At 61.7% G+C, this 21,962-nt stretch carries 19 protein-coding genes and 2 tRNA genes; 6 read left to right on the forward strand and 15 right to left on the reverse strand.

What is annotated here, in order from left to right; all coding sequences use genetic code 11:
- Window positions 1-34: 34 nt before the first annotated feature.
- Both NW858_RS13695 and pds read right to left on the reverse strand, forming a co-directional pair.
- Entirely contained in the window at window positions 35-913 is an 879-nt protein-coding gene (locus NW858_RS13695) for a phytoene synthase (protein ID WP_414334895.1), read from the reverse strand.
- 116 nt (window positions 914-1,029) lie between these two features.
- On the reverse strand, window positions 1,030-2,442 hold the full coding sequence (gene pds / locus NW858_RS13700) for a 15-cis-phytoene desaturase (RefSeq protein WP_414334909.1): 1,413 nt from the start codon (window positions 2,440-2,442) through the stop codon (window positions 1,030-1,032).
- A gap of 178 nt (window positions 2,443-2,620) precedes the next feature.
- On the opposite strand from pds, the gene NW858_RS13705 reads away from it, so the two are divergent.
- Window positions 2,621-3,859, forward strand: a complete 1,239-nt coding sequence (locus NW858_RS13705; RefSeq protein ID WP_414348941.1) for a phosphoglycerate kinase — start codon at window positions 2,621-2,623, stop codon at window positions 3,857-3,859.
- A gap of 120 nt (window positions 3,860-3,979) precedes the next feature.
- Here NW858_RS13705 and NW858_RS13710 read toward each other — a convergent pair whose 3' ends face one another.
- From NW858_RS13710 to NW858_RS13720, 3 genes are all read right to left on the reverse strand, one after another.
- On the reverse strand, window positions 3,980-4,330 hold the full coding sequence (locus NW858_RS13710; RefSeq protein WP_414334896.1) for a DUF1257 domain-containing protein: 351 nt from the start codon (window positions 4,328-4,330) through the stop codon (window positions 3,980-3,982).
- 116 nt (window positions 4,331-4,446) lie between these two features.
- Complete coding sequence (locus NW858_RS13715; RefSeq protein WP_414520709.1) at window positions 4,447-5,958, reverse strand: AAA family ATPase; 1,512 nt, start codon at window positions 5,956-5,958, stop codon at window positions 4,447-4,449.
- A gap of 187 nt (window positions 5,959-6,145) precedes the next feature.
- Window positions 6,146-6,517, reverse strand: a complete 372-nt coding sequence (locus NW858_RS13720; RefSeq protein WP_414334898.1) for a hypothetical protein — start codon at window positions 6,515-6,517, stop codon at window positions 6,146-6,148.
- A gap of 179 nt (window positions 6,518-6,696) precedes the next feature.
- On the opposite strand from NW858_RS13720, the gene NW858_RS13725 reads away from it, so the two are divergent.
- Complete coding sequence (locus tag NW858_RS13725) at window positions 6,697-6,903, forward strand: hypothetical protein (RefSeq protein ID WP_414334899.1); 207 nt, start codon at window positions 6,697-6,699, stop codon at window positions 6,901-6,903.
- Here the strand turns inward: NW858_RS13725 and NW858_RS13730 are convergent.
- From NW858_RS13730 to NW858_RS13745, 4 genes are all read right to left on the reverse strand, one after another.
- The gene (locus NW858_RS13730) at window positions 6,900-8,744 is read right to left on the reverse strand and encodes an ABC transporter ATP-binding protein (RefSeq protein WP_414520710.1); all 1,845 of its coding nucleotides are present in this window, start codon (window positions 8,742-8,744) and stop codon (window positions 6,900-6,902) included. The two genes, NW858_RS13725 and NW858_RS13730, sit on opposite strands and share 4 nt — an antisense overlap.
- 19 nt (window positions 8,745-8,763) lie before the next feature.
- On the reverse strand, window positions 8,764-9,711 hold the full coding sequence (gene argB / locus NW858_RS13735) for an acetylglutamate kinase (protein ID WP_414334902.1): 948 nt from the start codon (window positions 9,709-9,711) through the stop codon (window positions 8,764-8,766).
- A gap of 83 nt (window positions 9,712-9,794) precedes the next feature.
- The gene (locus tag NW858_RS13740) at window positions 9,795-10,673 is read right to left on the reverse strand and encodes a M56 family metallopeptidase (RefSeq protein WP_414334903.1); all 879 of its coding nucleotides are present in this window, start codon (window positions 10,671-10,673) and stop codon (window positions 9,795-9,797) included.
- Window positions 10,670-11,104: a BlaI/MecI/CopY family transcriptional regulator gene (locus NW858_RS13745; RefSeq protein WP_414334904.1), complete on the reverse strand. Its 435-nt coding sequence runs from the start codon at window positions 11,102-11,104 to the stop codon at window positions 10,670-10,672. The genes NW858_RS13740 and NW858_RS13745 overlap by 4 nt, the downstream gene beginning before the upstream one ends.
- 112 nt (window positions 11,105-11,216) lie before the next feature.
- On the opposite strand from NW858_RS13745, the gene miaB reads away from it, so the two are divergent.
- Window positions 11,217-12,578: a tRNA (N6-isopentenyl adenosine(37)-C2)-methylthiotransferase MiaB gene (miaB, locus tag NW858_RS13750; protein ID WP_414348938.1), complete on the forward strand. Its 1,362-nt coding sequence runs from the start codon at window positions 11,217-11,219 to the stop codon at window positions 12,576-12,578.
- Here miaB and NW858_RS13755 read toward each other — a convergent pair.
- Both NW858_RS13755 and NW858_RS13760 read right to left on the reverse strand, forming a co-directional pair.
- A tRNA-Thr gene (locus NW858_RS13755) sits at window positions 12,578-12,649 on the reverse strand. The two genes, miaB and NW858_RS13755, sit on opposite strands and share 1 nt — an antisense overlap.
- 8 nt (window positions 12,650-12,657) lie before the next feature.
- Window positions 12,658-12,743 (reverse strand) — tRNA-Tyr (locus tag NW858_RS13760).
- Window positions 12,744-12,928: 185 nt separating this feature from the next.
- Here NW858_RS13760 and lysA point away from each other — a divergent pair.
- The 3 genes from lysA to NW858_RS13775 all read left to right on the forward strand — a co-directional run bounded on the left by lysA (window position 12,929) and on the right by NW858_RS13775 (window position 16,193).
- A complete protein-coding gene (lysA, locus tag NW858_RS13765; protein WP_414334906.1) occupies window positions 12,929-14,305 on the forward strand; it encodes a diaminopimelate decarboxylase in 1,377 nt (458 codons plus the stop codon).
- Between the two features lie 212 nt (window positions 14,306-14,517).
- Window positions 14,518-15,441 (forward strand): diadenylate cyclase CdaA, encoded by a 924-nt coding sequence (gene cdaA, locus NW858_RS13770; RefSeq protein WP_414334907.1) that lies wholly within the window; start codon window positions 14,518-14,520, stop codon window positions 15,439-15,441.
- Window positions 15,442-15,446: 5 nt separating this feature from the next.
- Window positions 15,447-16,193 (forward strand): isoprenyl transferase, encoded by a 747-nt coding sequence (locus NW858_RS13775; RefSeq protein ID WP_414348939.1) that lies wholly within the window; start codon window positions 15,447-15,449, stop codon window positions 16,191-16,193.
- A gap of 271 nt (window positions 16,194-16,464) precedes the next feature.
- On the opposite strand, the gene NW858_RS13780 is transcribed toward NW858_RS13775, so the two are convergent.
- The 4 genes from NW858_RS13780 to rodA all read right to left on the reverse strand — a co-directional run bounded on the left by NW858_RS13780 (window position 16,465) and on the right by rodA (window position 21,949).
- Complete coding sequence (locus tag NW858_RS13780) at window positions 16,465-17,064, reverse strand: CPP1-like family protein (RefSeq protein WP_414336036.1); 600 nt, start codon at window positions 17,062-17,064, stop codon at window positions 16,465-16,467.
- A 33-nt stretch (window positions 17,065-17,097) separates the two neighbouring features.
- On the reverse strand, window positions 17,098-18,318 hold the full coding sequence (locus tag NW858_RS13785) for a cysteine desulfurase family protein (protein ID WP_414336038.1): 1,221 nt from the start codon (window positions 18,316-18,318) through the stop codon (window positions 17,098-17,100).
- 57 nt (window positions 18,319-18,375) lie between these two features.
- Window positions 18,376-20,334 carry an acetate--CoA ligase gene (acs, locus tag NW858_RS13790; RefSeq protein ID WP_414336040.1) on the reverse strand — a complete coding sequence of 653 codons (1,959 nt, stop codon included), beginning with the start codon at window positions 20,332-20,334 and terminating at the stop codon, window positions 18,376-18,378.
- Between the two features lie 295 nt (window positions 20,335-20,629).
- Entirely contained in the window at window positions 20,630-21,949 is a 1,320-nt protein-coding gene (rodA, locus tag NW858_RS13795) for a rod shape-determining protein RodA (protein ID WP_414333893.1), read from the reverse strand.
- Window positions 21,950-21,962: the final 13 nt, after the last annotated feature.

Here is a 21,962-nt window from a genome sequence, read left to right on the forward strand (position 1 = left end):
GGGATCCGCAGTGGGAAACGGCTTGCTGTCACTACTAATAGCCGTAGTAGTTGGAGCGCCACCAGGCCACCGGCAGCGCCAGCGCCTTGCTCAGGGTGGACACATAGGCCCGAGTGCGAAACACCTGGTAGTGGTTGCGCTCGATGGCGTTGAGGATCTGCCGGTAGAGCATCAAAGAAGCGGCCACCGGCCAGCGGGAGTCCGGCTGCAGGGTAGGGATCCCTCGTTCCGCTTGGGCATAGAGCTCTCGAGCTCGCCGGATCTCGTAGTCCATCAGGGCCATCCAGCGCTCGTCGATGACATAGTTAAACAAATCCCGCTCTGAGTAGTTGAAGCGGCGCAAGTCCTCCAGAGGCAAATAGATCCGCCCGCGGCGGGCATCTTCCCCCACATCGCGCAAGATGTTGGTCAGTTGCATGGCGATCCCCAGGGCCACCGCCTCCTCGCGGCCATCCCGACCCGGCACAAACCCCATGATCTCCGAGCACATCAGCCCCACCACCCCGGCCACCCGGTAGCAGTAAACCCGCAGGTCTTCCCAGGTGGCGTAGCGCCGGGTGTCCAGATCCATGCTTTGCCCCCGCAGCATCTCGCGGAAGGGCTCAATCGAGAGGCGGTAGGTGTGGATGGTGTGGATCAAGGCCAGGTCGGTGGGGGCTTGCGGCTCCCCCCCCTGGAACAAGGACTCCAGATGGGATCCCCACTGCTCCAGCTTGCTGCGGGTGACTTCCACCGCCGTCTGGCTGGCCTCCAGCCCATCCAGCAACTCATCGGTCTGCCGCAGCCAAGCATAGATGGCCCAGATGGCCCGCCGCTTGGGTCGAGGCAAGAGCAGGGATCCCAAATAAAACGTCTTGGCGTGCTTGGCCGTGATCTGGCGGCAGAGGGCAAAAGATTGCTCCAGCGGACTCATCGGGCTCATCTCCAGGGGCGCGGGGCCAGATGGGGACAGCGAGGGCACATCTCAACACTACGGGAAAGCGGACAGGCTGGATAGCCCCGACAGTCAGGTTGCTCCAAATGAGGCAATCAAACCCCTGCGGTTGCCAACCTTGAGAGCGCAGCCGCCGGGGATGGGCTCCCCTTGCTGATGGCCTCGGCTGCCCACTTGCCGGAGAGGATGGCCCCCTCCATGCTGCCCAGGAAGGGTTGCAGGGTGTAGCTGCCCGCCAAGAAAAAGTTGGGGATGGGGGTGACCTGAGTGGGACGGTATTGCTGCCGGCCCGGTGTGGCCTTATAGACCGAGCGCGGCGTTTTCACCACCACCCATTTGCGCACCCGCGCCGGGTTGGGGCCGGTGAGGTGCTGGGGAAAGAGTTTTTGGAGCTCCTCCAGCGTGGCGGCGAAGATCTCCTCGTCGCTGCGGTCGATCCACTCGGCAGCCGGGGCCAGCACCAGCTCCAGCATCGAGCGCTGTGGATCCGCATAGCCGCGGCAGGTGTTGCTCATGTCGGCATACACGCTCAAGAGCGGCGAGCGGGAAAACAGCGAGTGGTCGATGTGGGTGAGCTTGCGGTCAAACCAAATCTGCAGGCTGATCACCGGCACCCCTTCCAGCTCGCGCAGTTGCTGAAAATAGGGCAGTTCCCACCACCGGGCCGGCAGCAGCTCTTTGAGTGCATCCACCGAAAGGGCTGAGACGTAGGCGTCGGCGGTGACCTGAAGCGGCCCGGCAGGGGTGAGAAAGCGAAAGCCCGCTACACTGCCGTCGGGGTTGAGGTCGATGGCCTGCAGCGCCGCATTCAAATGCACCTGGCCGCCGCGGGCTACGATGGAGTCCACCATCGGCTGGCAAAGCCGCTCCGGCGGGGCGCCATCCAGGTAGGCGATCTTCGAGCCGTCCTTTTGGCGCAAAAAGCGGTTCAGGGCCGTCAGGGGCACCATGGCCGAGATCTCGTCCGGGTTGATGAACGCCAACGCCTTGGAGACGGCGATAAAAATATCCGTGTTGACCCGCTCATCGATGCCCTGCCGGCGCAGCCATTCTAAGAGGCTGTAGCGATCCATCTGCTCCACGTAGCGCTGGCCCCGCACCATGGCCGGCACTAGGCCCAGGGCAAATTTCACCTTTTCGCTCCAGGTGAGCATGTCGTTGTTGCGCAGGATGCCGACAATGGCGTTGAAGGGAGCGGGAATGTCCGGCAGGTCAAAGCGGGAGTAGGTGCCCGGCTTGTCCGGCTGGTTGAAGATCAAACTGTGTTCCTTCCACTGCAGGCGATCGGAGATACCCAGCTCCCGGAACAGTTGCAAGGTGTTGGGGTAGGCGCCGAAAAAGTTGTGCAAACCCGTCTCAATCCAGTCCCCGTCGGCATCCTTCCAGGCGGCCACCAGCCCCCCCAGCACATCCCGCCGCTCAAACAGCAGCGGCTGATGCCCGGCATCACATAGATACTTGGCACAGGCCAGCCCCGCCAGCCCCCCTCCAGCAATGGCAACACGCATGATGATGACAATGAGCAACATTATTTATTCTATTTGCAAACCGTTACAATCGCTCCAGCCACCGGCGGTGGGGAGAGAACCCGGAGAGCACTTGTTTCCCGCCGGGATCCGATCCCTGGTAGGATACGGAAGAAAAAGTAAAAAAGCGATTCTCTTGGTTCCAGGGGGAGGGACGACGATGGCCAAACAAACACTGGGATCCCTGCTGTCATCCGGCTTTGATCTGACCGGCAAGCGTGTGCTGGTGCGCGCCGATTTCAACGTCCCTCTGGATCCCCAGGGCAACATTACCGACGACACCCGCATCCGCGCCTCGCTGCCCACCATCCAAGCTCTGGCCCAGGCGGGGGCCAAGGTCATCCTCACCAGCCACCTGGGCCGCCCCATCAAAAAAGACAAAGAGACCGGCGCCCTCCAGATCACCCGCGAGGGCAATAGCCTCGCCCCTGTGGCCACCCGTCTTTCCCAGCTCTTGGGCCAGCCGGTGGCCTTTGCCCCCGACTGCATTGGCCCTGAGGCGGAAGCCGTGGTCAGCCGCCTGGAAAACGGACAGGTGGCCCTCTTGGAAAACGTTCGCTTTTACCCGGAAGAGGAAGCCAACGACCCGGAGTTTGCTCGCAAGCTGGCCTCCCTGGCTGATCTATTCGTCAACGATGCCTTTGGCAGCGCCCACCGCGCCCACGCCTCCACCGCCGGCGTCACCGCCTACCTCCAGCCTGCCGTGGCCGGCTACCTGGTGGAAAAGGAGCTGCAGTTTCTCTCCGGCGCCATCGAGAACCCCCAGCGACCTCTGGCGGCCATCATCGGCGGCTCCAAAGTCTCTACTAAGATTGGCGTCATTGAGCGGCTGCTGGAAAAAGTGGACAAGCTCCTGCTGGGCGGCGGCATGATCTTCACCTTCTACCAAGCCCAAGGGATCCCAACCGGCAAGTCTTTGGTGGAAACTGACAAGCTGGAGCTGGCCCGCTCTCTGATGGAGAAGGCCAAAGCGCGGGGCGTGGAGCTACTGCTACCCGTGGATGTGGTGGTGGCCGATAAGTTTGACAAAGACGCCAACGCCCAGACGGTTTCCATCCACGCCATTCCCGACGACTGGATGGGCTTGGACATCGGCCCCGAATCGGTCAAAGCCTTCCAGGCTGCCCTGCAGGGGTGCCAAACCGTAGTCTGGAACGGGCCGATGGGCGTATTTGAATTCGACCGCTTTGCCGCGGGCACAGAAGCCATTGCCCGCACCCTGGCCGACCTCACCCAGGCCGGGGCCATCACCATCATTGGCGGCGGCGACTCGGTGGCGGCTGTGGAAAAAGTCGGCCTGGCCGACAAAATGACCCACATTTCCACCGGCGGCGGCGCCAGCCTGGAGCTGCTGGAGGGCAAAGAGCTGCCCGGCATTGCCGTCCTCAGCGAAGCGTAGTGTAAGTTCCTGCTCGGCTCATCCAACCCAAAAGCAGCAAAAAAGTAGGGGCTGAGTTCAGCCCCTCTTTGTGATCTACTCGGCGCAGATGGCCGCAGCAATGGCGAGACTGGATCCGGCTTAGTGCATCACCACTTTAACGTTGGCGTTGTTCAAGCCAGGACGCTTCACCTCGGCCAAGGTCTTGTTGACGGCGTACTTCTGGTTGATGGAGTTGATCAACTCGGTTTGGTTGTGCTTCTTGGCCACGCCCCACAGATCGGCGATCAGGTCGTAGGAACCGTCGGGGTTCTTGGACCAGCCCAGATCGTAGTCGCCTTCCAATTGGGCCACGATGTCGGCACGAACACGCTGGCCGTTGTAGCCACGCACATCGGCGTTCATCTTGACGGTGTAGCCGAGATCGCGCAGGGAGTTAACCAGAATCTGGCCATCGGTGATCTTGGTGCGCAAGGTGCTAAAATGAGACATGGTGTTTCTCTCCTGTGTTTAGGGTTTGGAACATCAACACAAACAATGGGCAACGTTCAAATTGGAGGTTTTGCCATTTTTGCCTCTGCCAAGGCAACTCTGGCTTCTCACTCCTCCTAGAACTCCAGCCGCTGGTACTCGGCTACAGAGGCTGCTGCAGGCCGAGCCCGCTGCTGGGCCCATTCCCTCAACGCTACCACTTGCTCCGTCATGGTGCGAGATAGCGGTTGAGTTGCTTTCGTTGCTGCCAAAATGTCCAGTTGCGTAAATTCGCGGTTCTGGGCAAACGCTTCGTACATGGCAGCAATCAAAACTTGTTCGATCTCCGCGCCGGAGAAGCCCTCGCAGGCCGCTGCTAGCTGACGCAGATCAAAGCGGCTGATGTCACGCCGCCGCTTCTTCAGGTGGATCCGGAAGATCTCCATGCGCTCGTTGATGTTGGGCAGATCCACGAAGAAAATCTCGTCAAAACGGCCCTTGCGCAGGAACTCGCCCGGCAGGCGCTCTACGCGGTTGGCCGTGGCCATGACAAACACCGGCGAACGCTTCTCCTGCATCCAGGTGAGGAAGGAGCCAAAGATGCGGCTGGAGGTGCCGCCATCGGAGTCGCTAGAGCCTGCCGAGCCGGCGAAGGCTTTGTCCAGCTCGTCGATAAAGAGGATGGCCGGTGCCAGCGATTCGGCGGTGCGCAGGGCGCTGCGCAGGTTGGCCTCTGACTTGCCGACCATAGAGCCATCATAGACGCGGCCCATATCTAGGCGCAGCAGCGGCAAACCCCAGAGACGGGCGGTGGTCTTGGCGATCAGGGACTTGCCGCAGCCGGGCACCCCCAGAATCAAAAGCCCCTTGGGCTGAGGCAGGCCGTAGGCACGGGCCCGCTCGGTAAAGGCCTCAGAGCGCTGTAGCAGCCAACGCTTCAATTCCTCCAGACCGCCGACCGCGTCGATCGTCTCATCTTCTTCGATGAACTCAAGGATGCCGTTGCGGCGGATCAGTTGCTTTTTCTCAGAGAGAACGATATCGACCTCCGCCTCGCTGAGGCGACCGTGCGTCACCACCGCCTTGCGGTAAACTTTTTCCGCCTCGTCCTGCGTCAGGCCCAGGGCCGCTTTGACCAGCTTTTCTCGCGTCTCAGGGCTTACGGATCCGCCGCGGGGAAGCTGCTCCAACTGCCGGTTGAGGGTGCGCTCCAGGGCAGCCATGTCCGGCAGGGGAAAGTCTACTACGCAAATGTCTTTCTCCAGCTCGACGGGGATCACCTGCACCGGCGACATGAGCAAGATGGTTTTGTGGGATCCCTTCAAGCTGGCGATGGCATCGCGCAGCCAACGCTTGACCTCGGTGTTGTCCAAAAAGTCGTGCAGATCCTTGAAGACGCAGATGGCGGGATCCTTTTGCTCCATCACCCACTGGATGGCCGGCTGGGGAGATTGGGTGTTGTGCTGGGTGAGGCTGCGGTGGTTGCCGTATTCGATGATGCCGTGGGTAACTGTCCAGATGAATAGGCGTCGCTGGGGCCTCAGGGTGCGGGCAATCGCTGCCAGAGCCGCTTCCGCCCGTTCCTCCTCTGGGGTAAGCAGGTACAGCAGTGGGTATTGAGCTTGAATGAGGATGCTGAGCTCTTGCATGGGAAACACCAACTGCAGAGGGGAAATCTAAGGAAAGCGACAGAAAGGGAGAAAAACGGAGTTTGGGTTGCTTGGGCTTGGATCGCGCTTGGGAAGATGTCCTTGTTGAGTGAATCTTAGAAACCTTTTGTGCTGGTGTTTGCTCCTGTCTAGCTTCAGTTGCCAAAGGAGCCCACCTAGAAGCGTTTTAGCAGGGCACCAACGCATCTTGCCGTTGCTCTTCCGAGCCGGCAGCCGATCCCCAGTATTCTGGCTCCACCTCTTCGAGAATGGCTTCCTCAGCCGATGGCTGGTGCAGCGAAACCACCTCTCCGTTGCGGATGACAAACCGATGGCCGCACTCAGGGCACCGATGGACGCGGTAGGCGCTGCCTTGTACGCCTTCGATAACTTCTGGGTGCAGCAGATAAAAGGTGAGGGCCTTCTCTGCCACCGCTGACATTGGCTCTTGCTCCACGGCAGCCCGAATCTTCAGATTCCGGTACAGGTCAGGTGAGAGATACAGAGTTACCTTCTGCTTGACCTCTGTGCCTTCCACTACTTCTGGCCGATGATTCATGGCTAACCGCTTTTCTGAGTTGCTTGCCAAACTTGAAGGCCATCATAGCCAGCCTGCCGCTTTGACGGCAAGCTTTTAACAATCTGTAATAATTTTCTCGATATCTTTTGGGCTTGTGGACATCTGCGGGTGGGGGAGTAGGCTAAGTAGGAGACTCAGGAGCGGAGTGGGCAATCCCTATGGAACGCTTAATCAACACCCTCAGCAAAAATTTCTCCAGTTGGGGCCGCCGTGCCCTGGTGCAAACCGGCGATGGTTTGGCCAGCTTAAAGGACATTGCCCTGGACAGTGGCAATCTGTTGCTCTGCAAAGCTCGAGTTGCCCTTGCGGACGCCAGCTTCACCACCCTGCGGGCGCTTGGGTCTCGCTTTGGTGCCGGTCGCTAGCCGCCCAGACCTTGCAGCCGGTAGAGCTTGGCGTAGAGGCCGTTGCGGGCCATGAGCTCGGCGTGGGATCCCTGTTCTTTCAGTTCCCCCCGCTGCAGAACCAAGATGCGATCCACATTGCGGATGGTGGAGAGGCGATGGGCGATGATGAGGGCGGTGCGATCCCGTAGCAGGGTTTCCAGGGCGGATTGGATCAGGGCCTCCGTGCCCACATCCAGGCTGGCGGTGGCCTCATCCAAGACCAAGATTTTCGGATCCCGCCACAGGGCCCGCACAAAGCTAATGAGCTGTTTTTGGCCGCTGGAGAGGTTGCTGCCCCGCTCCCGCACGGGGGTGGCGTAGCCCTGGGGCAGCTCGCGGATGAACTCGTGCAGGTGGAGTTGGCGGGCCACCCGCTCTACTTCTGCCAGCTCGCCCTTCTCTCCCAGGGTGATGTTTTGCTGGATATCTCCAGAGAACAAGAATCCGTCCTGCAGGATCACGCCCAGGTGACGGTGCAGCTCGGCCTGGGGCAGATCGCGAATGTCCACGCCGTCGATGCGGATGCAGCCGCGAGTTACCTCGTAAAGGCGGCAAAGTAGGCGGATGATGGAGCTTTTGCCGGCGCCGGTGGGCCCCACCAGGGCGACCTTTTCGCCGGGGCGGATGGTGAAGCTGAGGTCTTTGAGCACCCACTCGCCGGGGTTGTAGGCAAACCAGACCTGCTCGAACTGCACCTCCCCTTTGGCCGTTGGGGGCAGGTGGCGCGGCTGGACGGGATCCTGGATGGCGACGGGCAGGCTGAGGATGTGGTCGATGCGTTCCACGGCGGTGAACCCCGCCTGCAGGGCGGTGAACTTTTCCGCCAACTGGCGCAGGGGGTTGAAAAAGCGCTGGGAAAAGAGAATGAAGGCGTAGAGGCTGCCGAAGGTGAGGGGTTCTCGGGGCAAAGGCAGGGATCCCCCTCCGGCTGCCAGCACCTGCTGCCCCCCCACCCACAGGAGAGCGGCCACCGCCAGCCAGGCAACCCACTCCAAAACGGCGGAAAGGGCAGAGTCGTAGAGGATGGTCTGATCCACCTCTTGGATGTAGCGCCGGTTGATGGTTTGAAAAATCTCGCTGTTGAGCCGCTCCCGCCGAAACAGTTGCACCACAGCAATGCCCAAGACGTTTTCCTGGATCCAGGCGTTGAGCTTGGAGAGCTCTTCCCGCACGCGGAAGTTGGCATCGCGAAAGCGGCGCTGCAGCTCGATGACCACAGCGCTAACCGGCAGGACAATGAGGATCAGCAGCAGGCCCAGATCCCAGCGCTGGCTGAGCATCACCACTGCGATCACCGCCAGGGTAAAGAGGTCGCTGACGATGCCGACCGCGCCGGTGGAAAACACATCCCCCAGAGCTTCTACATCGCTGGTGATGCGGGTGATCAACTTGCCCACCGGGGTGCGATCGAAAAATTGAGCCGGCAGGGCCAGCACGTGGGCAAAGAGATCGTTGCGGATGTCGCGGGTCATCAACTGCCCCAGCTTCTGGCTGGTATACCCTTCCAAGGCTTGAAAAAGCCAGCGGGCCAGCAGGGTGAGGATCAACAGGCCCGCGTAGGGCCAGAGGCCGGCGAGGATCCCACTGTTCCCTTGGGCGAGCGCTTGGGCGATGGGGCCGTCCAGGGCTCGCTGCAGGATCAAGGGCTGCACCGCATCGGCTAGGGCCAGGGGCGGCAAAAAGGCCAAGGCGGCCAACAACAGCTTCAGGTGCCGCCGGGCATAGGGCCAGAGCAGCCGCAGCAGTCGCCAGTCACTTTCTCGCCGGGGTTGGGGATCCCTACTTAAATCGGCAGCGGGGGGAGAGGTGGCAAGGCTCACTGACTGACACCCAAAAACGTTAAGGAAGCCTAGCAGGCCCGCTGTTCAGTCCCTCCAACTGGGCGGAAAATTGGGAAGGGACAAGCTTAGTGCCCACGCCGGCATCGGTTAGCAGTTCCAAGAGCAGGGAATGCGGGGATCCCCCGTCTAGGATGTGGGCGGCCCGCACCCCTTGAGCCAAGGCGCGAATGCAGCACTGCACCTTGGGGATCATGCCGCCTCTGACCACGCCGCTCTGGATTAACTGGCGGGCCATCTCGATATCCAGAAGCGTAATCAGGGATCCAGAATCTTGGGGATCCCTGAGAATGCCGGGGGTGTCGGTGAGAAGGATCAGCTTTTCTGCCCCTAGAGAGGCCGCCAGCTCCCCGGCTACCGTATCGGCATTGATGTTGTAGGCTTGGCCCGTCTCGTCGGCGGCCACGCTGGAGATCACCGGGATCTGGCCGCCCTCCAACAGAGTTTGCACCAACTGGGGGTTGATGGTGCTGACTTCTCCCACAAAGCCGATTTCCGCCCGGCCCTGGGAGCGCGCCTTGATCAAATTGCCATCCCGACCGCACAGCCCCACCGCCGAGCCGCCCGCTAAGCTGATGAGCTGTACAATCTGCTTGTTGACCTTGCCCACCAGCACCATCTCCACCACCTCCATGGTGGCGGCATCGGTCACCCGCAGGCCGTCCACAAACTTGAAGGGAATGTCCAGCTTTTGCAGCCAACTGTTAATCTCCGGGCCTCCTCCATGCACCAGCACCGGACGGATGCCAACGCAGGCCAGAAAGACGATGTCCCGTAACACCTCGGCCCGCCGTTCCTGATGCACCATGGCGGCGCCGCCATATTTGATGACAATGACGCGACCCTGGTACTGCTGGATGTAGGGCAAAGCCTCAATGAGGATCTGCGCCCGCGTCAGGGGATCACAGGCCGACCCAGTCGCCTCAGAAAGGGAAAAGTTGGTCTGCACTGCCGTAAGTCGGTAGAAGTCAGAAAGCCTGACCTAGAGTAGCGCATTCTGCCAGATTCTGGGACTCCGTCCCGCTACCGCAATCAGCTATGGAACGGAATCGCCAGCAAAGGCAACAGGGCCAACCCTAACCAAGCCCAACCCTGAACTGGAGCACTGGGTAAGGGATCGACAGGCTCTAACTCTGCCTGCTGCAGCAGGGCATCGATGCGCTCTTGCAGCCGTTGTCCTGGGTCTGAACTCACGGCCATTGCAAAGCCAACCCAAGCTGATGCCAGTTGATCCCCCACCCCATAGCCCACCACCTGCAGCAAGGCTTCTCCCAACAGCAAGGGATCCACCCGTTGGGCCGCCCAGCGATCCGCCCGCAGCTCCCGCAGGGTGAGCAATTCCTGCCAGAGGATCTCGGTGTTGGGCAGCCAGCCGGTGAGGCGTCGCAGCCAGCCCACCCCAAACATCCAGAGGGTGTCGCGGTAGTGGCGGTGGGCCTCTTCGTGGGCGATCACAGCCCGCAAGTGCTCCTCATCCAATTGCTCCAGCAGGCCGCGGCTGACCACCAGCCGCGAATTCCACACCCCCACTTGGGCGGCAAAAGGGATCTCCAAGTCCAGCACATAGGCTGGAGAGCCATGCAAATCCACTTGGGCCAGAGCCTGTAGGTGGGCGCGTCGATAGGAGCACCAGTATTCCCACATCCAGCGCAAGGCCACGCCGCCGGCCACAGCCAGCAGCAGCAGGGCACAGCCGTAGCAGAACCAGCCCCCCGCCCCGGCCATTTGTCCCCATGGCCCCATCCAGGCCAAGGCCAAAGCAGTTGTCAGCAAAAGCAGCGGCGGCAGCAAGAAATGGAGCCAAGCTCGCTGCCAACGTCGGCCCCACCCGCCACCTTTATCCAGACGCACTTGCGCCCGCCACAGCCAACTGAGGCCTAAGCCCAGTGCCAACATGCCCAAGTGGCTCATCGCGTCTCCCTCCTAGCTTGACGAGCTGCCCGCAGCCGTTCGGCAATCGCCTGCAACTGGGACACACTGGCCTGATCCAGGCTGTCGGCAAAGGCTGCCACCGTATCCGGATCCCCCACGGCCAAAAATTGTTGCAGGTGGGTGAAGGCCCTGAGGCTGGCCGCTTCCTGACGAGAAAGACGGGGCCGCCACAGCATCGGTAGGTTTCGCCCCTGCGCATCGGTGCGGCGCTCACAGCTCACCCAGCCCTTCTGGCTCAGGCGCTGCAAGACGGTGGTTACCGACGCATAGGCCAGCTCTCGATCCGGATCGGCCAAGATGCGCTCGTGGATTTGCCGGGTGCTGGCACTGCCCAAATCCCAAAGGATATCCAGGATTTCCGATTCCAGAGGGCCCAGCGACAGTTGCTTGGGACGATGCTTTGGCAACATGCACCTTTGCCAGGGTAAGGATCCTTTCCAGATTAGCCGATGCAGTCGCAAACTCCGTAACCGTCAGGGATCCGCTAAGCTCAAAATGATGGCTTTTGGTGCTGTTCTTCCCATGGCTGCTCCCACTTACCACACCATCACCTTCGGCTGCCAAATGAACCGCGCCGACACCGAGCGCATGGCCGGGATCCTGGAGTCGCTGGGGTATGTGGCCACCGAAGATGAGTCGCAGGCGGATTTGGTTCTCTACAACACCTGCACCATCCGCGACAATGCTGAGCAGAAGGTGTATTCCTACCTGGGCATCCAGGCGCAGCGCAAACGGAAAAACCCGGCCATCAAGCTCATCGTGGCCGGCTGTGTGGCCCAGCAAGAGGGAGAAAAGTTGTTGCGCCGCGTCCCCGAGTTGGATCTGGTCATGGGCCCCCAGTACGTGAACCGCCTTGGGGATCTGCTGGCGCAGGTGGAGGCCGGCAACCAGGTGGTGGCCACCGATCCCATCGAGATCCCAGAAGACATCACCAAGCCCCGCCGCGACAGCCAGGTAACCGCTTGGATCAACGTCATCTACGGCTGCAACGAACGCTGCACCTATTGCATCGTGCCGCTGGTGCGGGGACAAGAGCAGTCGCGCCAACCTCAGGCCATTCGCGCCGAGATCGAAGACGTGGCCCGGGCGGGCTACCGCGAGGTGACCTTGCTGGGCCAGAACATCGACGCCTACGGGCGGGATCTGGATCCCAAGACCAACCTGGCCAGCCTGTTGCGCTTCGTCCATTCGGTGGAAGGGATCGAGCGGATCCGCTTTGCCACCAGCCACCCGCGCTACTTCACCGAGGAGCTGATCGCCACCTGCGCCGAGCTGCCCAAAGTCTGCGAGCACTTCCACATCCCCTTCCAGGCAGGCAGCAACGCCGTGCTCAAGCGGATGCGGCGCGGCTACACCCAGGAGCGCTATCGCCAACTCATCCAGCTCATCCGCCAATACATGCCGGAAGCGGCCATCAGCGCCGATGCCATCGTCGGCTTTCCGGGCGAAACAGAAGCCCAGTTCCAAGAAACCCTGCAACTGGTGCGGGATATCGGCTTTGACTTGTTAAATACCGCCGCCTACTCCCCCCGTCCCGGCACCCCTGCGGCGGAGTGGCCTGACCAAGTGCCGGAAGAGGAAAAAAGCGATCGCCTGCAACGGCTGAACCGACTGGTGGCCGAGGTGGCTGCCGCCCGCAGCGCTCGACTCCTGGGCCAAGTGCAGGAGGTGCTGGTGGAAGGCCCCAACCCGAAAAACCCCCGCCAGGCCATGGGGCGCACCCGCGGCAATCGCTTGGTGTTCTTCGCAGGGGATCCGGAACAACTGAAGGGATCCCTGGTGCCGGTGCGCATCACGGCTACACGGGCCTTCTCTCTCAGCGGCGAGGTCTGCAAGCCAGGCGAGACTCTGCCCCAGCCAACAGGGGCCACCCACATCCTGTAAGCCCACGACGAGGATTGAACTCGTGACCTCCCCCTTACCAAGGGGGTGCTCTACCACTGAGCCACGTGGGCAAACCCGATGGTGGGCCGAGTTGGATTCGAACCAACGTAGGCGTAAGCCAGCGGATTTACAGTCCGCCCCCTTTAACCCCTCGGGCATCGACCCCCAGACACTGGCCTTCTATAGTAGCAGAAAGTGCCAGCCAAGATCGAATCCACTTGTGAGGAACGTGCCCTAGCGGGGCCGGGCAGGCAGCCATCCCCCTGGCAAGCGCGGGCTTGAGGGCCTTTCCTCGGCCAAACTGGAGAGAAAACTTGATAGGGTGTAGGACAGTCTTTTTGCTCGTCACTATGGTTTCAACCCTTGGCACCCCCACCCCCGTCGAACAAGTTTCTCCCAACCAGTCTTTGCGCCCCCTGACCAGCCGCATCAACAGCCGGGGGCACCTAGAAATTGGCGGCTGCGACGTGGTGGAGCTGGTGCGCCAGTTTGGATCCCCTCTCTACATCCTGGACGAGTGGACTCTGCGGCAGGCGTGCCGGCTCTACCGCCACACCTGGGCCCGCTGCTACGCGGGGGAATTCCGGGTTTTGTACGCCACGAAAGCCTGGAATTGCTTGGCCATTTGTGCTTTGGCCCTGCAGGAGGGGCTGGGACTAGATGTGGCTTCCGGCGGGGAGCTGTACACGGCTGTGCAGGCAGGAGCCAAAGGCGAAGATCTCTACCTGCACGGCAACGCCAAGTCTGTTGAGGAGCTGAACCTGGCTCTGGAAACGGGCTGTACTTTGGTGGTGGATAGCCTCTACGAGCTGCAGCAGGTGGCTGCCCTGGCCACCTCTGAACGACCAGCCCGCCTGTTGCTGCGGGTTAACCCCGGTATCGATGTCCACACCCACGAGTACATCCGCACCGGCCAAACCGATAGCAAATTCGGCATCGGGCGATGGCAACTGCCGGAAGCGATGGATCGGATAGCTGCCCATCCCCAGTTGGAGTGCGTCGGGCTGCACGCCCACATCGGATCCCAGATTTTTGATCTGCAAGGACACCGGGATCTGGCAGGGGTGCTGGCTCAGATCTGGCGGCAAGGGCTGGAGCGAGGGCTGCCTCTGCAAGAGCTGAATGTGGGTGGGGGCCTGGGGATCCGCTATGTCGAATCCGACGATCCCCCCTCCATTCCGGAGTGGGTGGAAACAGTGGCGACAGCGGTGCAACAGGCTTTTGCAGAAGCCGGGATCTCGCTGCCCAAGGTGCTCTGCGAGCCTGGACGATCCGTGATTGGGCCGGCTGCTGTTACCGCCTATACCCTGGGGGGGCAAAAGCGGATCCCGCCGGGCGATGGCCTGCCCGAAGGACGTCTCTACATCACCATCGACGGCGGCATGTCCGACAACCCCCGCCCTATCACCTACGGAGCCCGCTACACCGCCCTTCTGGCCAACCGCCCTGAGGCCGAGGCCACGCAGCGGGTCACAATTGCCGGCAAACACTGCGAGTCGGGAGATGTGCTGTTGAAGGATGTGCTTCTGCCGGCCCCAATGGCAGGGGAAGTGCTGGTGGTTTTGGCAACGGGGGCCTATAACTACAGCATGGCTTCCAATTACAATCGCTTTCCTCGACCAGCCGCGGTGCTGGTCAATGAGGGAGAGGCCCAGCTGATCCTGCGGCGAGAAACTTATGCCGACCTAATTCGTCAAGATGTTTTACCGGAGCGGCTGCGGCGGTGAGGCGGAGGTTGGTTGACCACAGCCGTCTCAGTTGAGGAAGGGGGTACCGCTTGTCCCGCAAGGGCAACTCACATCGGTCTTGGGCGGGCGAGACTGGAAAACAGATAGGAGGTGGGTGGTAGGCTGGTCTGGGGGCCGCAGTCAACAAGGGTTCTGAGAGCGGCACAGGCAGAAGGTCTGCAATGAGGGGAGCGTGAACGGGGTTTTTTGGCATGCTGGCAGCCTTATGGGCTTGGCTACAGCAATTTACCTTTCTCAGCCTCTTGGACTGGGCTCTGGCTGTCTTGCTATTGGCTTTGGCCCTCTACTACACCCGCGAGAGCCGGGCCGGGGTGCTGGTGCGGGGATTTATGGTGCTCCTGGTGCTCTACCTGGCCACAGCCTCCTTGCCGCTGGTGCACCTGATTTTGGATCGCCTGCTCCTGGCCGCAGCTGTAGCCATGGGCGTGCTCTTTCAGCCGGAGTTTCGGCGGCTGCTGGAGCAACTGGCGAGGGCCATCCGCGTTGAGTGGCCGGGCAACGCAGGCAATGACGAGGACGACCCTGAGGAGGATTTGGTGGAAGAATTGGTGCAGGCGGTGCGAGAGCTTTCCCAAAACCGGACAGGGGCGCTGATTGTAATCGAGCCAGATCAGCCCATTGACTCGCGGGTGTTTACCGACAAAGGGGTCTCTCTCCAGGCGCGGGTGTCGCGGGAGATCCTGCAGACGATTTTCCAGACTTCAACTTTGCTCCATGATGGGGCCGTTGTCATTCACCGGGATCGCATTCGCGCAGCGGGGGTGATCCTGCCGGTTTCGGAGCGGGCCGCCTCCCGACAACTGGGCACACGACACCGCGCCGCCATGGGGATCACCGAACAAGCCAACTGCTTGTGTATTGTGGTCTCAGAAGAAACGGGATCCATTTCGCTGGCAGAAGGCGGACGCCTGGAGCGACCCCTGACCAGTGCCGAGCTACACAAACTGCTGGTGCAGCGGTTGCGCAATCCCCGCGATGCTAAAAAACGAGATGCCCCGCTGCAGGGATTGTGGGCCCACCCGTGGTTGCGCAATGGACTGCTGCGCTGGTGGGGATCCCTGCTCGATCTGGCCAAACGCTTTCGCAAACCCGAGAAAACCCTTCCCAAAGACTGAGCCGCATGACCCTTTCTCCTGTCCATCTTCTGCAGTTGCCTGCCGACCTGGATCCGCAGTTGTTGCCCCGCCATGTGGCAGTGGTCATGGATGGCAACGGGCGGTGGGCGCAAAAACGGGGTTTGCCCCGCAGTGTCGGGCATCAGCGCGGGGTAGCGGCCCTGAAGGAGCTGTTGCGCTGTTGCGATGATTGGGGGATCCCCGCCCTCACCGCCTACGCCTTCTCCACCGAGAACTGGGGCCGCGCCCGCGAAGAAGTCGATTTTCTCATGACTTTGTTTGAGCAGGTGCTGTGGCAGGAGCTGGCGGAAATGGTGCAGCAGGGGGTGCGCATCCAGTTTGCCGGCCAGTTGTCGGCCCTGCCCCAGTCTTTGCAGGACACGATCCTGCATGCGGTGGAACGCACCCAGCACAACGAGGGCATTTGCCTGACGGTGGCCCTCAACTACGGCGGCAGACAGGAGATCCTGCAGGCTTGCCGCTCGATTGCCACCCTGGTGCAACAGGGACTTTTGCAACCGGATCAGATCGACGAAGCCCTCTTTTCCCAATTTCTCTACACCACCGGCCTCTCCGATCCCGACCTGTTGATCCGCACCAGCGGCGAGATGCGCATCAGCAACTTCCTGCTCTGGCAGATGGCCTACACCGAGCAGTACTTCACCCCCATCCTCTGGCCGGATTTCGACCGCGCCGCCTTTCACCAAGCCCTGCTCAGCTATCAGTCGCGGCAGCGGCGCTTCGGCAGATGAGAGGATGCCCGCCTGGTTCAATCAAACCAGACCCTCACCCCCAACCCCTCTCCCTCAGGGAGCTAGCCCAAGCGCTCCGCGCCGCTCACGCGACCACCCCCAGCCCCTCTCCCTCAGGGCCCTCACCCCCAACCCCTCTCCCTCAGGGAGAGGGGAGTTAGGGAACGACGTAACGAACCGTTTCGTTGCTGTTTGAAGTGGCTGTATCTCAAGCCGGCTTGGGACGACTTGAATGAACAGGCAGCACAAATGTATACCTGAAGCTCCCCAACTAGCGCAAAAAGCTGGTTATCAGCCACATCACCCCAAACGTGATCCCCACCAACAGGGCGCCGGGGGCATCGCCGCCGGTGAGGGGAAGGGCAATGCCGTAGGCCAACATCAGTCCTAGGCTCAGTCCTGCCAGCGCCAAGAGAAAAGCGCGCAGGAAGCGGCGCTCCTTGCGGTACAGGAAATAGATGCAGGTCATCAGCCCCAGCGCCAGTTGCAGGGAGGGATACTCATCAGGGGCCAAGACAACCCAACCCACCAGCCCTCCCAGCAACACGGCGGGCCAGAGCACATCCGGGGCAGAAGGGCTATCCAGCCAACGGCTGATCCAGGGGGGATTTTGGGCAGCAGGACGGGTCAAACTCGGTTCTGTCTCTGGACGGCTAGCCCGTTGTTCGGCGTAGCGAATGCGGTCGGGGACGGCGATCTTGCCCTCCTTGCGCAGGCGCAGGCGCTGCATCAGGATGGCGTCGTAGGCCTGTTCCACCCGCTCCTGCTGCTGTTCATCCGCACCCAAGCTGGCCAGGAGCCGGGCCCGCGCCGATTGGATCTCCTCAAAGGAGGCTTCTTCGCTGACCCCTAAGACCTGATACGGACTCATCTCAGCCATGACGACCAGCCCTGTAACTCTCTATCACCTTAACCCAGCCGCCAATTCAGCGGCAGGAGCCGACGGCAGGGGTTGGGTTGCCTTCTCCTCAAGGGATCCAGCAGCAGAGCGGAGGAGAGCCTGCAGGGAGCGGGCCACCTGCTCAACCGCGGCTTGGGTGGTGGCCTTGCCCAGGCTGAGGCGGATAGATCCCAGGGCCTCGACCTCGGAATAGCCCATGGCCAAAAGGATGCGGCTGGGGATCCGCTGGCCGCTGCTACAGGCAGAGCCGGCGCTGATGGCGATTCCCTGGCGGCTCATCTCCCTCACCAGCACGTGCCCCGGGATCGCGGCAGTGCAGTAGCTGAGGTGGTGGGGCAGGCGTTGCTCCAGATCCGAGGGGCCGATCAGCCGCAAACCCGGCACAGAGGCCAGCAACTGGGCCAGCTGCCGTTGCAACTGCCGCAGGCGGGCCGTCTCCCGCTCCAGCTCTTGGGCTGCCAAAGCCGCCGCCACCCCTAGGCCGACAATGGCAGGGATCCCTTGGGTGCCGGCTCGCAGCCGCCGTTCTTGCCCGCCCCCCCGCAGCAACGGTTGCAGCTCCACCCCTGGGCGCACATAGAGCGCCCCCACCCCCTGCGGCCCGTAAAGCTTATGCCCAGACAGGGAGAGCAGATCCACAGGCAGTTGCGCCAGATCCAGGGGGATCCGCCCCGCCGTCTGCACCGCGTCGGTGTGGAAGAGCACCCCAGCCTGGCGACAGAGGCGGCCCAGCTCGGCAATGGGCTGCAGGGATCCCACCTCATTCTGGCCGTGGACGATGGAGACCAGAACGGTCTTGGGCTGCAACGCCTGGATCAAGGTTTGGGGATCCACCTGGCCGGCGGAGTTCACCGGCAGACGGGTTACCTCCCAGCCCTGGGCCTGCAACCGACGGGCGGCATTCTCCACCGAGGCGTGCTCGACGCTGGAGATGATGAGATGCTGGGGAGTGGAGTAGCGCTGCGCCACCCCAAACAGGGCCAGGTTGTTGGACTCCGTTCCGCCAGAGGTAAACAGCAGCGTCTCCGGCTCACAGTTGAGCAGCTCGGCCACCTGCTGCCGCGCCCGTTCCATGGCCATGGCCGCCCGTTCTCCCCACCCATGCAAGCTGGAGGGGTTGCCCCAACTCTCCTGCATCGCCAGCCCCATAGCCTCGATCACCTCAGGCCGAGGCGGAGTGGTGGCGCTGTGGTCAAAGTAAAGTGCGGGATCCAGAGGCGACATGCGAGCTTGACAACCCAGGACTCGATGTCCCCATCTTAGTGCCGGCGCGTTGGCAGTTCACACCCCTTGCCGCAGCCGTTCCAGCACCCCCAGGTCTTCCAGAGTAGAAGTATCGCCGCTGATGCCGGAGCCGGCAGCCAGTTGCCGCAGCAGGCGGCGCATGATCTTGCCAGAGCGGGTCTTGGGCAGCGCCTCGGTGAAGCGAATTTCGCTGGGGCGGGCGATGGCTCCGATCTCCTCGACCACATGTTGCATCAGCGCTTGGCGCAGCGCTTCGCCCGGCCCGTAGCCCTCCGCCAAGATGACAAAAGCCACGATCGCCTCTCCCTTGATCTCGTCCGGTCGCCCCACCACCGCTGCCTCCGCCACAGCTGGGTGAGAGACCAGCGCCGATTCCAATTCCATCGTGCCCAGACGGTGGCCGGCAACATTGATGACATCGTCCACCCGGCCCATCACCCAAAAGTAGCCATCTTCATCCCGGCGGGCGCCGTCCCCGGCAAAGTAGAAGTACTGCCCATCCTTGGGCGGGATCCGCTCCCAGTAACTGGAGCGGAACCGCTGCGGATCTTTGTAAAGGGTGCGCATCATGCCCGGCCAGGGACGGCGGATCACCAGATAACCCCCTTCTGGGGCCGGGTTCCCTTCCATGTCGACCACATCTGCCGCAATGCCCGGGAAAGGGCGGGTGGCGGATCCCGGCTTGGTGGGTGTAACTCCCGGCAGGGGCGAGATCATAATGCCGCCGGTTTCGGTCTGCCACCAGGTATCCACAATCGGGCAGCGCCCACTGCCGATGACGGTGTAGTACCACATCCAGGCTTCCGGGTTGATCGGCTCGCCCACGGTGCCCAACAGCCGCAGCGAGGAGAGGTCATGCCGGCGGGGCAGGGCGTCGCCACTTTTCATAAAAGCCCGGATTGCCGTGGGGGCGGTGTAGAAAATCGAGATGCGGTGGCGGGCGATCAGCTCCCAGAAACAATCGGGTTTAGCAGGTCGGGGCGCCCCCTCGTACATAAACACCGTCGCACCATTGGAGAGGGGGCCATAGACGATGTAGCTGTGGCCCGTGATCCAGCCAACATCGGCAGTACACCAGTAGATGTCTTCTTCTTGCAAATCGAAGATCCACTGACAGGTGACGTGAGTGTAGAGGTTGTAGCCGCCGCTGGTGTGGACAACGCCTTTGGGCTTGCCGGTGGTGCCGGAGGTGTAGAGGATAAACAGCATCGCCTCCGCGTCCATAGGCTCGGCGGGGCAGGCTTCTTCTAGGCTGGGGGCCAGCTCATGCCACCAGATATCTCGATCCGGGATCATCGACACAGCTTGTCCTGTCCGCTGCACCACCAGGACTTTTTCGACGCTGGGCACCCCTTCCGCCAGCGCCAAGTCCACTTGGGGCTTGAGGGGGACGATGGCATCTTTGCGCCAGCCCCCATCGGCGGTAATGACGACTTTGGCTTCCGCATCCCGCAGCCGCTCCTTGAGGGCCTCGGCGCTGAACCCGCCGAACACCACCGTATGGGCTGCCCCGATCCGCGCACAGGCCAGCATGGCCATGACGGCCTCCGGGATCATCGGCATGTAGATCCCCACCCGATCCCCTTTTTGAATGCCCAGAGACTTGAGGCCGTTGGCCCAGCGGCAGACCTCGCGGTGGAGCTGCTCGTAGGTCAGGGTGCGAGTGTCCCCCGGCTCCCCCTCCCAGATGAGGGCGGGCTTGTGGCGGCGGCCATTGTCCAAATGGCGATCCAGGCAGTTGTAGCTGAGGTTGAGCTGTCCCCCCACAAACCATTGCGCCTGGGGCGGATCCCAGTGCAACACCTGCTGCCAAGGCTGAAACCAGTGCAATTCCTGCTGTGCCAGCCGCTCCCAAAACCCCAAGGGATCCGCTTCCGCCTCTTGGCAAATCTGTTGGTAGCGCTCAGGGGTGATGCGAGCCCGCTGCACAAACGAGGGAGGCGGCGGGAAAAGGCGTTTTTCCTGCAGAATCGACTCCAGGGCCGGTTGAGACATGGCGACAAGACCGGTACAGACAAGGGATCCCAACCGCGCCGCGGCTCCCTACAAGGGACGACGGGAGGGGGGTGGGAATAGGATACCTACCCCAGCAGGGGTAGAGCAAGGGAGCGATCCCCATTGCCAGGGGTGGTCAATTTCATACTGAATCGATTGCAGCCATTCAAATTACAGCCTTTTCGGACTTCATGGGAGTTCTGCAGACGAGCGGGATCCCTGTCGAGCGAAGAACAGATGGGTACTGGCCTGGGTCAGTGCCGCTAGAAAAAGAGGGAGAGGAGAACTCTTGAAATTACTTGAAAAAGGTGGTGCGTTGGCGGTGCATCACCACTGATTCCACCAGGCCGATGGCCAGAAAGTTGGTCAACAGAGCCGAGCGGCCATAGCTCAAAAAAGGCAAGGGCAGGCCGGTGATGGGGGCCAAGCCAATCGTCATGCCGATATTGACTACCGCCTGAAAGAGGATCATCGCCAACACCCCGATGGCAATGAGAGACCCGAAATTGTCCTTGGCTCCTTGGGCAATCCAGATCAGCCGCGCACACAGAATCCAAAACAGGATCAGCACCGTCAGGGTGCCGACAAAGCCCATCTCTTCCCCAATGGCCGAGAAAATGAAATCGGTGTGCTGCTCGGGGATAAAGTCCAGTTGGGTTTGGGTGCCCTGCTGGATGCCACGGCCCCAGAGCCCACCGGCGCCGATGGCGATGCGGGATTGAATCAGGTGGTAGCCGGATCCCCAGGGCTCTTGCATGGGATCGATAAAAATCTCCAGCCGCCGCCGCTGGTAGGGTTTGAGGATGTGCCAGGCCACCTGGCCCAGATGCCCGGAGAGCAGGTTGATCACTCCAAAGGTCATCGCTCCTGTCCACCGCCAAGGCAGCCGCCAAGCCGCTAGGCTCGCCATGCCCAGGCACCAGATCAGCCAGACCCAGAGCATCCAGCTCAACTCCGCGCGGGTGTGCAGGCCGTAGAGAATGGCCCCCACCCCCGGCGACAGCAGCAGGAGGATCCAACTGCCCTTGGCCCCGGCCCAGTAGAGCATGACCAGCAAGATCACCACAAACACCAGGGCGGTGCCCAAGTTGGGCTGCAGGAAGATCAAAACCCAAGGAGGAGCGACGACGGCAACGGCCACCCAGATTTGGCTGAAGTATTTGATTGGCCAGTGGTGCAAAATGGCCGCCAGGGTGATGATGACCCCCAACTTGGCAAACTCGGAAGGCTGTACCTGGACGCCGGCAATGGAGATCCACCGCTCTGCCCCTCCTCCCGCCGTGCCGAAAAAGAGCACTGCAATCAAGCCCGCCAAAGTCAGGCCATAGGTGAACCAATGCCAGCGCAACAGCCGCTCGTAGGGGATCCGCGCCACCATCGCCAAAAACACCAGGCTGATCCCGGCCATGATCAACTGCTGCAGCCAGTAGTGGCTGATGGGACGCTCCCAGACAGCGCTGCGGATGGCGATGATGCCGATGCCCGTCAAGGCCAGCACCGTGGCCAGCAAAATGCCGTCGAACTCCCGCCAAGGCAACAGGATTTGCTGCAGGAGCTGTTTCCACCTTGACTGGGGGGGCACTTTCGGATCAGCGCTGGACAGGAAGAGGGCCATATCTGATGGAGCG

It is taken from the genome of Synechococcus sp. H55.10 (assembly GCF_047502715.1).
Classification (GTDB): domain Bacteria; phylum Cyanobacteriota; class Cyanobacteriia; order Thermostichales; family Thermostichaceae; genus Thermostichus.

Excerpts from the sequence above, each read along its gene's own strand:
- pds (WP_414334909.1), bottom strand. The coding sequence starts at position 2,442 with ATGCGTGTTGCCATTGCTGGAGGGGGGCTGGCGGGGCTGGCCTGTGCC.
- NW858_RS13780 (WP_414336036.1), bottom strand. The coding sequence starts at position 17,064 with ATGAGTCCGTATCAGGTCTTAGGGGTCAGCGAAGAAGCCTCCTTTGAG.
- NW858_RS13710 (WP_414334896.1), bottom strand. The coding sequence starts at position 4,330 with ATGTCTCATTTTAGCACCTTGCGCACCAAGATCACCGATGGCCAGATT.
- NW858_RS13715 (WP_414520709.1), bottom strand. The coding sequence starts at position 5,958 with ATGCAAGAGCTCAGCATCCTCATTCAAGCTCAATACCCACTGCTGTAC.
- lysA (WP_414334906.1), top strand. The coding sequence starts at position 12,929 with ATGGTTTCAACCCTTGGCACCCCCACCCCCGTCGAACAAGTTTCTCCC.
- NW858_RS13785 (WP_414336038.1), bottom strand. The coding sequence starts at position 18,318 with ATGTCGCCTCTGGATCCCGCACTTTACTTTGACCACAGCGCCACCACT.
- NW858_RS13705 (WP_414348941.1), top strand. The coding sequence starts at position 2,621 with ATGGCCAAACAAACACTGGGATCCCTGCTGTCATCCGGCTTTGATCTG.
- cdaA (WP_414334907.1), top strand. The coding sequence starts at position 14,518 with ATGCTGGCAGCCTTATGGGCTTGGCTACAGCAATTTACCTTTCTCAGC.
- rodA (WP_414333893.1), bottom strand. The coding sequence starts at position 21,949 with ATGGCCCTCTTCCTGTCCAGCGCTGATCCGAAAGTGCCCCCCCAGTCA.
- NW858_RS13720 (WP_414334898.1), bottom strand. The coding sequence starts at position 6,517 with ATGAATCATCGGCCAGAAGTAGTGGAAGGCACAGAGGTCAAGCAGAAG.
- NW858_RS13775 (WP_414348939.1), top strand. The coding sequence starts at position 15,447 with ATGACCCTTTCTCCTGTCCATCTTCTGCAGTTGCCTGCCGACCTGGAT.
- acs (WP_414336040.1), bottom strand. The coding sequence starts at position 20,334 with ATGTCTCAACCGGCCCTGGAGTCGATTCTGCAGGAAAAACGCCTTTTC.
- miaB (WP_414348938.1), top strand. The coding sequence starts at position 11,217 with ATGGCTGCTCCCACTTACCACACCATCACCTTCGGCTGCCAAATGAAC.
- NW858_RS13725 (WP_414334899.1), top strand. The coding sequence starts at position 6,697 with ATGGAACGCTTAATCAACACCCTCAGCAAAAATTTCTCCAGTTGGGGC.
- NW858_RS13695 (WP_414334895.1), bottom strand. The coding sequence starts at position 913 with ATGAGTCCGCTGGAGCAATCTTTTGCCCTCTGCCGCCAGATCACGGCC.
- NW858_RS13745 (WP_414334904.1), bottom strand. The coding sequence starts at position 11,104 with ATGTTGCCAAAGCATCGTCCCAAGCAACTGTCGCTGGGCCCTCTGGAA.
- NW858_RS13740 (WP_414334903.1), bottom strand. The coding sequence starts at position 10,673 with ATGAGCCACTTGGGCATGTTGGCACTGGGCTTAGGCCTCAGTTGGCTG.